This window comes from Alteromonas marina (assembly GCF_000808575.1).
Lineage (GTDB): Bacteria > Pseudomonadota > Gammaproteobacteria > Enterobacterales > Alteromonadaceae > Alteromonas > Alteromonas marina_A.
This window is the reverse complement of the sequence record NZ_JWLW01000003.1, coordinates 205107-218643: the sequence shown is the minus strand read 5'-3', so window position 1 is coordinate 218643 and position 13537 is coordinate 205107. Positions and strand designations below refer to the sequence as shown.

General features: G+C 43.6%; 9 protein-coding genes. 6 read left to right on the top strand and 3 right to left on the bottom strand.

Annotation, left to right across the window (positions count from 1 at the left end):
• Positions 1-22 precede the first annotated feature (22 nt).
• Positions 23-931 (top strand): LysR family transcriptional regulator, encoded by a 909-nt coding sequence (locus tag RJ41_RS02475; RefSeq protein ID WP_039216606.1) that lies wholly within the window; start codon positions 23-25, stop codon positions 929-931.
• Positions 932-1004: 73 nt separating this feature from the next.
• Here the strand turns inward: RJ41_RS02475 and RJ41_RS02470 are convergent, their stop codons facing one another.
• A complete protein-coding gene (locus RJ41_RS02470; RefSeq protein WP_039216605.1) occupies positions 1005-1409 on the bottom strand; it encodes a type 2 periplasmic-binding domain-containing protein in 405 nt (134 codons plus the stop codon).
• 172 nt (positions 1410-1581) lie between these two features.
• Between RJ41_RS02470 and RJ41_RS19295 the strand changes: the two genes are divergently transcribed.
• From RJ41_RS19295 to RJ41_RS02445, 5 genes are all read left to right on the top strand, one after another.
• Positions 1582-1833: a hypothetical protein gene (locus RJ41_RS19295; protein ID WP_039216602.1), complete on the top strand. Its 252-nt coding sequence runs from the start codon at positions 1582-1584 to the stop codon at positions 1831-1833.
• Between the two features lie 240 nt (positions 1834-2073).
• Positions 2074-3993: a methyl-accepting chemotaxis protein gene (locus tag RJ41_RS02460; RefSeq protein WP_039216600.1), complete on the top strand. Its 1920-nt coding sequence runs from the start codon at positions 2074-2076 to the stop codon at positions 3991-3993.
• A gap of 419 nt (positions 3994-4412) precedes the next feature.
• On the top strand, positions 4413-8417 hold the full coding sequence (locus tag RJ41_RS02455; protein WP_039216599.1) for an ExeM/NucH family extracellular endonuclease: 4005 nt from the start codon (positions 4413-4415) through the stop codon (positions 8415-8417).
• A gap of 16 nt (positions 8418-8433) precedes the next feature.
• Positions 8434-9051 (top strand): PEP-CTERM sorting domain-containing protein, encoded by a 618-nt coding sequence (locus tag RJ41_RS02450; protein ID WP_039216597.1) that lies wholly within the window; start codon positions 8434-8436, stop codon positions 9049-9051.
• 116 nt (positions 9052-9167) lie between these two features.
• Complete coding sequence (locus RJ41_RS02445; RefSeq protein ID WP_039216596.1) at positions 9168-10055, top strand: WYL domain-containing protein; 888 nt, start codon at positions 9168-9170, stop codon at positions 10053-10055.
• A gap of 64 nt (positions 10056-10119) precedes the next feature.
• On the opposite strand, the gene RJ41_RS02440 is transcribed toward RJ41_RS02445, so the two are convergent.
• Both RJ41_RS02440 and RJ41_RS02435 read right to left on the bottom strand, forming a co-directional pair.
• A complete protein-coding gene (locus RJ41_RS02440; RefSeq protein ID WP_039216595.1) occupies positions 10120-12243 on the bottom strand; it encodes a response regulator in 2124 nt (707 codons plus the stop codon).
• Between the two features lie 89 nt (positions 12244-12332).
• Entirely contained in the window at positions 12333-13535 is a 1203-nt protein-coding gene (locus tag RJ41_RS02435; protein ID WP_039216594.1) for a pectinesterase family protein, read from the bottom strand.
• Positions 13536-13537: the final 2 nt, after the last annotated feature.

The following is a 13537-nucleotide window of genomic DNA, read 5'->3' as shown; positions in this document are numbered from 1 at the left end:
AAAATCTGATGGGTGGAGAATTATGTCTTACCTAACACAGCTAAAAACCTTTGTAGAAGTTTATCGAAGCGGCAACATCACACGTGCCGCAGCGCGGCTCCATATGTCTCAGCCAGCAGTAACCTCGCATATTCAGGCAATGGAACATATTGTCGGTAAAGAATTGTTTGTGCGAAAAGCGAGAGGCGTAGAGCCAACGGCGATCGCTGATGATTTAGCGCTACAAGTAGCCAGCCACATAGATATATTGGAACAAAAAGTTGCGTCTATTCGAAGCCGAGCGTCAACGGATCACGGCACCTTACACTTAGCAGGGCCTGCGGAATATTTGAGTTTTGTTGCGGGCCCTGCGCTCGCAAACTTACTGCAAGCTGACAAAGTAAATTTGGTTATTCATACGGGAAATAAAAATAACACCTATCAATTGTTGGAAGATGATATCGCTGAACTTGCTATCACCGCATCTGAGCCAACAGACGCTATGTATGAATATCAGATGTTAGATAAAGAGCGTTTGATATTGGTGATGAACCGGGTTCAAGGTAAATTACTTGCTGATAAAGAGATAACGGCGTCGTTATTGAATCAGCACAAAGTGGTGAGCTATGACGAACAACTACCGCTTATTCGCCGGTATTTTTCAGAAGTGTTCAATGCACCATGCGAGTCACCTGTAGCAGCAATATGTCCAGATATTCGCGCGATAAGCAGCATTATCAAAGCTGGGATAGGCTATTCAGTATTACCTGATTACCTTTGCAAAGAAGCGATTGCTAAAGGTGAACTCGTCTCACTTGGAAAGAGTGGGCCTGAAAACGAAATCTATCTGGTATGGAAAAAAGGCGCGTTACGACACCCTAGGGTCGACTTTGCAAAAGATGTAATAATGGCTTTTGCAAACATTAACTATCTTGCCAGTTATCCTGACTAGCAGCTTGGCTCAGTGCGCCACATTAGCAAGCATGTCGCACTGAACCCCAAATACGCTTATTGAGATGATGAAATTAAAATGTACCAACAACTTTAACTTGGCCGTCGACTTTGCTCTCGTCAATGAAGCCAATTGTGTTCGGGTTAGTCGCAACTAACTTTAGCATTTCGTCTTCCGATGCAATCATTTCCGGTGGAGTGCCACGGCCGGTAAATACAAGCTTCGACCAAAATGCAGAATATTGAGATTCTGATTTTCCTAGCACATTGTTGTTAAAAGCGTCTCTAGCAGCATTGCCTTGCTCAAAGGTGAGTGGGATTGCGCGGCTGCCATCTGGAAATGCTTTTACTTTCCCAAGGTATATTTTTTTTACCGTGTCGATATCTATACCTGAGTTGTTGCTAGCATTAACAATTACGGCGGTACCCGCATAAAGTGGTGCCGATAGAATAAAAAACAGAGCTGCAATTATCTTCATTGATATTACCTTCGAGAGTTACTCTGCATAGTGAGTTACCTGTGTATTTATACTTCAATGCAGAATTATGGTTACCATAGGGCACATCACCCTTTGTGAAGTATAACTAAGATTTACCATTTGTCGCACTTCAACAAAAGATGAATTTTTAATATGGAGAACATAAATATTCATGGCGAAACCCAGTGCAAAAGGACCGATTAGAACCGTGCAGATTTTTTGCGTTAAATGTAAGTTCCAACTTTTTAAGTATCGAAAAGGAGGAAAGGGCGCGCTGGTGAAGTGCTTCAAAGAACGCATTGTTGAAGACTACACTATTGAAGAAGGGGTTTGTCCCTCCTGTAATGCTCAGTTTGCCAGGAGTGCAATGATTCGGGGAGTTCCCGCGCTTAAAATAGTAGGCGGTAAAGTGCATATGAAGTGACATTTTGAGATCTAGACAACGTTTCAAGAAAGGTGTCGTAATGTACAAGTAAAGTCACTATTTTTGCTTTTTCGGAAATTTTTGAAATATTAATCGTTTGGGCAATTTGCACTGCCACAAAAATTGCCTAAATTTATAAAGTAGCGCGTGAGCCCGCTAGAACGAATAGGCTAGCGTGTATGGTATGGATCAAAAGTCAAAGGAGTGAGTGATTACCTAACTGTTAACCTGAGAAGTTGCATGTCCATTCAAAGAAAATTTCTGTTCTCGGTGTCTGCAGTCATTGCGTTGTTCGCACTGATTGTAGCAATTATCACTGTGGTCACTACGTCGTCGTCTATTTCTGAGCTTGTTAAAGAGCAGAAGAAAAACACTGCCGACCGCTTAGTCAACATTCTAACCGTGACCGACGCCATTATGCTTGAGCGAGTGAAAAGCAGTATGGCGCTTCTGAAGCAACGAGGAGAAGCCTTGGGGGTTCCAAATCAAGGCGACTATATCACTGTAAAAGCAACACAGGCACTAGAGTTAAGGCTGGGGAATGTTCCGCAAGCAAACGATTTTGAATTAGTTGACGAACTAACCAGTGTTATGGGAGGTACAGCAACGCTTTTCAGTAAAACCGGTGATGACTACATTCGAGTGAGCACAAACGTCATTAAAAATGGCGAGCGAGCAATTGGCACTAAATTAGCGCCGTCGGGAAAAGCGATTCAGAAAATAAACCAACAGCAAGCTTACTATGGCGCAGTAGATATTCTAGGTAGTCCCTATCTGACAGGTTATGAGCCCATGTTTGATGCTAGCGGACAAGTAGTGGGTATATGGTATGTGGGATATTCAGCAGACCTTAACGTTCTAGAGCAAGCGATAAAACAAAGTCATGTTTTAGAGAATGGATTTGTAGCGCTAAGAGATGGTAAGGGCAACATTCGCATGCATTCATCGCATGTTAACGATGCGCAAGTCACCGAAGCGTTGAATAAAAACGAAGATTGGATTGTGGAAGTAGTGCCTTTTTCAAAATGGGGTTATGACATTATATTAGCCGCGTCAGCCTCAGAGAAAGCATCGATGGTGAGCAGTTCAGTGATAACCCTAGTGTTTAAAATAGTGTTAGCTAGCGCGGGTATATTACTCACTGTTTGGTTGTTGGTGAAGTATATCGTTGGAAACCCACTGGATGAGTTTATTGGTGTAGTTAACAACCTTTCAACGGGTGAAGGCGATCTTACTTTTCGCTTCGAGGCAAACCGCAGTGACGAGTTTGGCACCATGGCTAAAGCTTTTAACGGTTTACTTGTTCAACTACAGCAAACACTGCAAAGCGTGGATGAAGCCACCGATAATATGTTAGCAAAATCAGAAGCACTTAATACTACCGCAATGAGTTCTAAGGAAAGCGTTTCGAAGCTTAGTCAAGAGACCGAATCCATCGACAACGCGATTACGATGATGCAGCAAAACGCACAAAGCGTCTCTACTACGATAAGAAGCTCAAGTGACGCAGCTAGTGCTGCTGATACAGATACAAGAAATAGCGTAAGCGTATTGTCTGAAACTATCAAAGATATCCAATCGCAAGCGAATGACGTCGACGCATCAGTGGAAGTAATCAATGAACTAGCACAGGCCAGCGAGGAAATTAGCGGCGTCATGGAAGTAATTAGAAACATTGCAGAGCAAACAAACTTACTCGCGCTTAATGCAGCAATTGAAGCGGCAAGAGCAGGTGAGCAGGGGCGTGGTTTTGCCGTGGTGGCAGACGAAGTACGTTCACTGGCTAGTCGTACGCAGGCTTCAACGGAAGAGATCCGCATTATGATAGAAAGGCTTCAGCAAGGAAGCCGTATCGCTTCTGAAAAAATGCAGCTGAACAAGGAAACGGCGTTTAAGACGGTGGAAACCACTAAACACGCAGGTGAGTCGTTAAACCAAGCGTTAGAGGCTGTCGCTAGAATCACTGCGCTAAATGAAGACGCCGCTAGTTTGGCAGAAGGGCAAACTTCCGTTGCTGCCGATGTAAACCGAGGGGTGAGCAGTATCCAGCAGGTAGGGCAAGCCAATACCAACTATGCTAAAGAGGTTGTCGAAAATTGCGAAGCGTTAGTTAAGCAAATAAAGACCATGCAAATGCAATTGCGCCGCTATCGGTTCTAAATTTCATTTCGATGGGAAAAGCCGTTATTCATAGATAACGCTGTCAAAACTGCTTTCCTGCAAGCTGGTAAGCGACAAAGAGGCATCATTAGTCAATGTAAAGTCAGTGTTACTAGTGTCCCCCACAGAACTAAAGAGTGCTTAACAGGCGCTCTTTTTTTGTGCATTTAAAATGTAACAAACTCAAGATAGCACCATGAAAATGTTTCAAAACTGAAACAACTTTGTAATGTTACAAATTAGATTTTCCTGTACCAAGATTCAGTCGAGTTAATGAATAAATAAACTTATTTTAAAGTTGTAAGTTGTTGATATGTATGCAGTGTGACTGTTTTATTATTATTTTAATTAAGTGCTTGCTGTGTATACGTATGTATAAGAATTTATACCTTCCTTATACAAATAAAGCGGAAAGCAGAATGATTAATGAGGGTAACACACAAAAGTATAAGCTGAAGCATTCAGCTAAGGTAGTCAACGCGTTGTTGGCTGGCGCCTTGTCATTAGGCGTAGTATCGGTTAATGCTTCAGCCGAAACGGTTTGGCAAGAAGATTTTGAAGCTGCTGAGCTTCAAAACAAAGGCGCAACTGGCTCGAATCCTGACGGAGCCATTTCAAATCTTGAAGGCGATGAGCGTTGGTCAATTGATGTTTCAGCTGGCGCTTTAACTGCAGATACAGATTGGTTCCGGGTAGAAAATGGCGCCATGCAAGCCCGTGATGTCGATGGCGAAGTGGTTTGGTTAAGTGAATCAATTGATATCACTGACGCCGGTGATGTCACCATCAATGCAGTGCTCTCGGAAAGTGGCGATTTTGAATCGACTGATTACATTGATGTATTTTACTCAATAGATGGCGGCGCTTTTGAGCTTATAGCGCCTACCGAAGGGGCATCCAATACCGTACAAGATGATTTCGGTAGTGCCACGATAAATGAAACAATTGGAAGCGGAAGCACGTTAGTATTGAAAGTCGCTATGGCTAATAATGCTGGCACAGAATACTTAAATTTAGACAGTATTTCGGTGACCGGTAGCGGTGCGACTGATGGAGGAGACAACGGCAGTGATAATCCTGATAACGGGGGCGAGCCTTCAAACGAACTTCTTTTCTTAAGCGGTAGTTGCTTTAATTGCCCAGATTTAGAAGCAATTAATTTAGCGAGTGATTTTGTAGCATCGAACTACTACGCCGCTCTAGATGCAGCTATTGCTAATGGCGATAGCGCACAAACACTGAAAGAAACAACACACAACATCATTGAAAATGGTCATCGCACGCTATCATACTCTGAGGTTTGGACGGCGCTAACCTATACCGATGAAGATCCTTCAAATACTGACAATGTTATCCTATTTTACAAAGGGATATCGCAAGGGAAGTTTACCAACGGAAGTGGTAGCCAAAGCTCTAACTCAGACAATTGGAACCGTGAACATGTTTGGGCAAAAAGTCATGGCTTTTCAAGCTCAAGCTTAACGGCATACACCGATATTCTTCACCTGCGCCCCACAGACATCTCTGTTAACAGTTCGCGCGGTAATCTTGATTTTGACTTTAGCGATAGCGCACTTGCAGAGGCACCAACAAACCGTGTTGATAATGACTCTTTTGAGCCGCGCGATGCAGTGAAAGGCGACGTAGCTCGCTCTATGCTTTATATGGATGTGCGCTACGACGGTAACACTGCAGGTGATACCGAAGAAGATTTAGTATTGTTAAACCGCTTAACGTCTACCGACGAAGCAGCATTTGGCAAGCTTTGTGTGCTGCTTCAGTGGCATGAAAGCGATCCAGTTGATGAATTTGAGCGTCGCCGTAACGAGCGTGTGTTTGAATTGCAAGGGAACCGTAACCCGTTTATTGATAAGCCTGAACTTGCTTCACTTATCTTTAATGAAAGCTGTGATAGCTCGGGCGGAGACACTGGTAGTGATACCGGAGGAAACACAGGAGGAGACACAGGCGGTGATACAGGTGGTGACACAGGACCGTCAACCAATAGTGTTTACATCTCAGAGTATATTGAGGGCGGTAGCTATAACAAAGCGATAGAGCTTTTCAATAGCTCGACTCAACCTGTGAGCTTGTCTGGCTACGAGTTAGTTTTACTTTCAAACGGCGATACTGCCGATGCAGACCGCAAAGTGCTAGTGCTTGAAGGCGAGATTCCTGCAGGCGGCGTGGCGACATTCGCTCACGGGAGTGCGGATGCTTCGCTTAAAGCTGGTTCAAAAATCAGCAATTTAGTAATGAACTTCAATGGAGACGATTACCTTGAACTTGTCTACAACGGTGAAGTTGTAGATGCATTAGGTACTTTTGGCGTTAAGACTAATTGGGGCAAAGACGTCACGTTAGTACGCAAGAGTTCTGTGACAGGCGGAAACCCTAACCGCAACCCAGCGTTTACCACTGATGAATGGGACAGCTTTCCAAAAGATACACTGAGTAATTTTGGCGGTCATAATGGTTCAGTAAGCGAACCAACGGATCCTACCGACCCAACTGACCCGACAGATCCCAATGACCCGACCGACCCTATCGCTGAAGCAACGCTAATCAGCGCGATTCAAGGTGACGGCGATGAGTCAGCAATGGTCGGTACCGACGTGACTGTCGAGGCGGTTGTAACCAAAGTTGTGCCTGCTATGAGTGGTTTCTTCGTTCAGGAAGAAGCGAGTGATTCAGATGGTAATACGGCAACATCTGAAGGTGTGTTTGTTTACGCAGGTTCATTTGGTCTACCAGAAGCAGGTGATGCGGTGCGTTTGCAAGGTACAGTAGGCGAGCGCTTTGGTGTAACCCAATTAACTCTGTCTGCAGAACCCGAGGTTACGGGTGTAGGTAGTAATGTGCTTTACACACCTGTTGCTATGCCATTTAGCCTTGATACTGATTTAGAGGCACTAGAGGGCATGCACATTAGTTTTGAACAAACCCTTAAAGTATCTGATATCTATAATCTTGGGCGTTATGGTCAGTTTAACGTGTCGTCAGAACGCTTATTCATTCCTACTAATCAGTTTGTAGCGGGTTCAGAAGAAGCGTTGGCGCTCTCTGAAATCAATGCACGAAACACCTTATTGGTTGAGGACGGAGCTACATCACAGAATTTGGATGGTATTCCTTTCCCAGCAGGTGGTTTATCGCACAACAATCCACTGCGCTTGGGAGACAGTGTAGAGGCTCTTGAAGGCGTATTACATTATGCCTTTGGTGCTTACAACCTCATCCCTGTTGGTGATATTCAAACCGTGCGCACTAATCCACGAATTGCTGCACCACAGCTAAATGCTATCGGTGATGTAAAAGTGGCTAGCTTTAATGTGCTTAACTACTTTAACGGTCCAGACTTTCCAACCTCTCGCGGCGCAGATTCAGAAGTTGAATTTGCTCGCCAGCAAGCGAAAACAGTATCTGCTATTGTGGCTATGGACGCCGATGTGCTTGGTCTAGTAGAGATTGAAAACGATGGATATGGAAACGATTCTGCGATTGCGACACTAGTTGATAGCGTTAACGCAGAATTGGGCAGCGATGAGTACAGCTATGTTGCATTAGAGTCTCAGCTAGGCGGTGACGAAATTGCTGTAGGTATTATCTATAAACCAGCAGTAGTCTCGCTACAGGGAAACCCTGTAACGTCATCCGATGCACCATTTGACTATGGTAATCGCCAACCTTTACTACAAAGCTTCAGTGTAAACAGTAATGGCGAAGACTTTACCTTAGCGATAAATCACTTCAAGTCAAAAAGTTGTGGTGGTGCTACAGGCAACGACGCAGACTCTGGTGACGGCCAGGGGTGTTGGAATGAAAAGCGTACCCAAGCTGCACAAGGCCTGATTTCCCTTGTTGAGCAAAACAGTGACGTCTTGTCTGACCGCGTTATCGTAATGGGTGATTTAAATGCCTACGCGAAAGAAGACCCTATCCTTGCGCTCGAAGAGGCTGGCTACAGTAACTTGGTTAACTTCTTTGATGGAGACAGCGCTTATTCCTATAGCTTCGGCGGAGAAGTAGGTTATCTAGATCACGCTTTATCTAGCCCATCGTTAACCGAATATGTGGTAGACGCAACGGTTTGGCACATCAATGCGGATGAACCTCGCGTATTCGATTATAACGTAAATTATAAAACTGAAGCCCAGCTTTCTAGTTACTACGGCGCTGATGCGTATCGCTCGTCAGATCACGACCCAGTACTGGTAGTGCTTAACTTCCCAGAAGAAGTAACAGTTGGAGATTTTGATGATGATAACGATGTGGATTACAACGACATCATGGCCTTCTATCAACTATTTTTACAAGGGCAAGCGACGGGTGAAAACTACGATTTCAACGGCGACGGCCAAATTAGCTTCTTCGATATTCAGGCATTAATGGCGATGTGTACACGCGCTAACTGTGCAATTTAATTTTAGGAAAATAACAATGAAAAAATTCTTTTTACTATTAATGGCTGTTACTACATTCAATGCAAATGCAGCGCTAATTAGTTTGGCGACAGATAAGGCGATTTATAATGTTGGTGATACAGTGACAGTTACAGTAAGTATTTCCGGCTTATTCAATAATAGCGTACAGACTCTCATGTCTGCCTATTCTACAGCATTTAGCTTTGATAATAGAGTGTTGCAATTCATTGATAATAGTATTGAAAGCCTCATGCCGTTTGGTACTCAAGCAATTCCGACGTTCCCAGGAGGGCCTACTTTTCCGCCTGAGCTTTTTTCGGGAAGGGTTGAAGGTACAGCTATTTTTGCTGAATCAGCTGGGGCGCTCGGTTCGACAGCACCACAGCAAGGGCAAAGTGGAGTTAGCCTTTATCGCGCGCAGTTTTTGGCTACTTCTTTCGGGATTGATATATCGCCATTTACATTTTTGCAAAATCAATTTGTTGACGCTGCAGTAGGTCCACTCTCACCCAAAACGGCTACGCCAGCAACCGCAAGCTTCACCATCGCCCAAGTACCCGCACCAGGTACCTTTGCGCTATCGCTTCTGGCCTTAGGTGGCATGGTTTTCGCTCGTAAGCGTGCGAAATCATAAACCTTAAATGCTAAAAGTTTAAGCCCAGCCAAAGTGCTGGGCTTTTTTGTGCCTTTTGCTATTTACATGCGGCTTTAAATGAACCACACTGAATAAAAATACAATAAGTGCGCACCATGTTAGAAACCATTTCTTTTTCTCAACGCCAACGACTGGCGTATATCGATTTCTGCCTTTTGTTTAAAGGGGCTATTCATCGCCAAGATTTAATAAATCGTTTTGAGGTAGGGCTATCGGCAGGCTCTCGTGACTTTACGCTATATAAAGAGTTAGCGCCTGAAAACTTAATCTATGATCCAAGGGAAAAGCGTTATTTTCAAACAGAAAGCTTTAGCCCAGTTTTCGAGCACGATGCTAAACGCACGCTCGTAAAGCTTGCTAACGACATATCGGACGGTTTTGATGCCATTGGCGATGTACACTTTCCGGTAGAAAGTGCATCTTCCCTGAACGTGCCTGATATTTTTGTGGTCGCGAAAGTAGTACAAGCCATAGTCAACAAAAAGGCGATGAGCGTTATTTACACGTCGCTGTCTAGTGGAAGTGGCGCACGAGAACTTGTGCCGCATAGTATTGTTGATAATGGTCAGCGCTGGCATGTGCGCGCCTTCGATAGAAAATCACAAAGTTTTCGCGACTTCGTTCTGACAAGAATCAGTAAGGTTACAGTTAAAACTGAGCCTGAAATCCACGAATGCATTGAACACGATGAAGAGTGGGGAAGACTTATCTCACTCGAAATAGTGCCTCATCCCAAGAATATCAAATATTCAACGGCAATAGAGCTCGATTACGCCATGGAAGGAGGCGTACTCAAATTAGAGGTACGCGCGGCTATGGCAGGGTATTTACTCCGCCGCTGGAATGTTGACTGCACAAAACATGCAAGCTTACGCACTGGTGAGTATCAACTTTGGCTTAGAAACCAACAAAGTTTGGCAGACACTGACAACCTTGCTATTGCTCCAGGGTATATAGGGGAGCAAGAGGCCTACACCGTGTAGCAACTCCTTGGCTGAGTTAAATTTATCGGGCAAATAAAGCTGGCCCGCAGTATTGGTGGGCACCTTATCCAATATATTTCTTAATTGTAATTAACAGGGTGTCTTTATCTAACGGTTTTGCTAGAAAGTCATTCATGCCTGCGGCCAAGCATTCTCCTTTGTCCTCGGCAAATGCGTTAGCGGTTAGTGCTATGATGGGAGTGTTCGATTCCAAAGTTTTTCTCAAAATAGTGGAAGCTTCGATACCACCCATAATAGGCATGTTACAGTCCATAAGTATCAGGTTGAACTTGTGCCGTTTGCATACTTCAACGGCATCTTGGCCGTCCTTAACATGCAAATATTTGTACCCTTCAGTTTGCAATATAGCTTTGACAATCTCTGCGTTAATTTCGTTATCTTCGGCCAATAGTACTCGTTTCTTTTTGTTGAGTTCTTGAATCTCTTGGCGGCTAACAGGCTTTGCTTCAATCAGCTTACTTAAATCATTTTCTAGTTCACGTCTGTTGATTGGCTTAGCATGAGTCTTCCAAATACTATCAAGTATTTCTTGTTCGTCTTCCAGTCTTTCTAGCTCAGCCGAAATTAGTATTACTTTAGGAAATTTAGGCGGTTTTAAGCCTTTAAGCTGATGAAGTAAATCTACGCCGCTCATTTCTGGCATAGAGAGATCAAGAATTATGACATCAAAACTAAACGGTTTGTCGTTTAAAAATGCGTTAGCACTTTCATAACTACAGGGCTCAATCGACATAGACGCAACGATGTGCTCAAAGTAATCGCGACTGGTTTGAAGGTCGTCAATGATTGCACAACGCAAGTTAACACTTGGCACAATATTGATATCTGGGAGCTGTGCTTCTCTTGCCTGCATTGTAAAGGTAAAGGTGCTGCCTTTGCCTGATAATGAGACCACATTAATGTCGCCATCCATTAGGTTAGCTAGCTGCTTTGCGATGCTTAACCCCAGCCCTGTGCCGCCAAACTCTCGTGTTGTAGATTGGTCAGCTTGTTCAAACTTTTTGAAAATGCTCTCTAGTTTAGAAGAAGGTATGCCAATGCCTGTATCGATAACATCAAAGTTAAGGCGATTGCCATTTTCATGTTTAGCGTGTGTCACTTTAAGCGTTACCGAGCCTTCGGCCGTAAACTTAATAGCGTTGCTCAGCAGATTGTGTAAGATTTGCGTTATTCGCGTTATATCACCTTCGATTACATGGGGAAGATCAGCGTCTTTCAAGTAGTGAAATTCGAGCCCTTTACGCTGGCAATAAACCCGTTGCAATGAAACTACATCGTCTATTACTTGTAACAAATCAACAGGGGCCTGTTCTATTTTGATTTTGCCGGCTTCAATCTTCGATATATCTAATATGTCGTTGATCAAAACTAACAGCTGTCGGCCGGCTGTTTTTGCCTTTTTTAAGTACAAGTTACTTTTTTCGGGGTTATCTATTGCCAGTTCTATCATGCCAAATAAACCGTTCATTGGCGTACGCAACTCATGGCTCATACTTGATAGAAATTCTGATTTTGCTTTACTGGCTTTCTCTGCTTTTTCTGCCGCATCTTGTGCCAATTCTTTCGAGTGCTCTAGCGCGTTAATAGAACGTTTAACCTGACGTTCCATAGGAAAGAAAATAAGTGCGGCTTCTATACTCAGCAGAACAAGTGCTGCAAGCCACAGGTACATTTCAATAGTAAGAACCGTATCTACACGTGAAATTGCCTCTTGTTCAAATTGGCTGACAACATTGTCTAGCTGCTGTAGAAGCGAGGTAAGGTCTTGAACTGGAATAAGGGGAGATGTTTCACAACGTGCATTCGTTAACAAACCCTCAGCTATATCGACAAAGTTTTTGACTTTTGAATCAAGCTGTCCTTGTTGGAAATAAGTGTTAAACGTTTGCGTAGGCAGATGTTCCAACGAAACAAGATACTCATGATTTTGTTTGAATTTAGCAAGATCTTGTTTTAAGTAGCCTAATTCTTGGTTGTCTTTACACAATGTCGATGAAGCAGCTAGCATCGCTATGCGTTGCGATAGCATACGCTGCTGGCCTGCAATATTAATAATTTCTCCATCTTGCTTTTGTTCTTTAATTAATCCTGAAAGAATTAGAAAAGACAAAGTAATTAGCGATGCTGTTAGCGCTAAAGCAACGATATATCGAAAACGTATGGACATAAGGTATAGAGATGCACAGTGATAACTAAAAGATAATAGATACCAAGTGGTTACGCAATGTGCTGAGCAAATTACTTTTTTAAGTCACTCTATCTATCATCGTTTGGAAAATGGTTTGGCACCCAGCCTCGCAATACCGCCTCTTTAGTGTAAAAAGCCGCGTTTTTATCATTCAGAAAATGAGAGTTTATTGCTGGTGAGGAGACTGCTTTAGGTGCACCTTCTCCATGAGATTGGTACTCGGAAAATCTTGCTTCTGTGTGGGGATTAAATGGTCTCTTTGTACCTGATGGCGTAGTTCCACCCATAGTAGTCCAGCGCTTTTGGATGATATGACCTGCCATATAGGTGTTGATAAACGTGGTTTTACCTACAGCGTAAGGGTTTGCATATCGGCCATCTGAAAAGGTGGTTGTAGGATGCCAAGGCCTTCCCAGTGCCACGCTTTCATTTGGAACGCCGTGTTCTCTTTCAAGCCTACAGTTATTGAACGTTAACCCATAAGGACGCTGTAAATGAGTGCTTGGGGCGGTAATGTAGCCTGTTAGTCCTTCGCTATCACCGCCAGAATAACGTGTACGGGAAACAATAGAAACGCTTTCAAAAAACGCGGTGCCCTCACCAAAAATAAAGTCAATATGTCCTGCTATTGTTCCGCCTTCAATCAGAGCGCGGTCACCTTTTAAATAGAGGGTATCTTGGTAACCCCAGAGTGCGACATTTTTAAGGTAAGTGCGATCTGAGTTCACATCGGTTTTAAGCGCTACTGCCTGCGTACCTGATAATCGAGTAGGGTCGTCTTTTGCTTTGACCTCGTTACCGGGATAATCAAAATCATTGGTGATAGTGATATTTTCCAAAGTGATATTATCACCTAAAATCTCCACAGTGGCAGTGCGACGAGTTCCCCATTTTTCTTGAGAATTCTCTGCGACTTGTTGACCTGCATATCGATTGAAAACGATAGTCGTTGTTTCTTGCGACTTGCCCACAAAGTGAACATTATCAACGTTTATGACGACACGCTCTCGATAAATGCCTTCATTAATAAAGACGGTCCATACTTTATCTTTTTGTGGCTTGTGAGACGCGATATAAGCAACAGCTTGGGACACAGAGTTAAAATGAGGTAAAGCGTCCTTACTTGCGCCACTGTCATCGTCACTGTCATGTGATTTAGCTACCACTACATCCGTCGTTGCTGGCATTGCCGCGCTTAATCCACTGAAAAATATACCCGCCAGCAACACAAAGGCTAAACTAAGACTGACACGTGCTTTATTAAATTCCATAG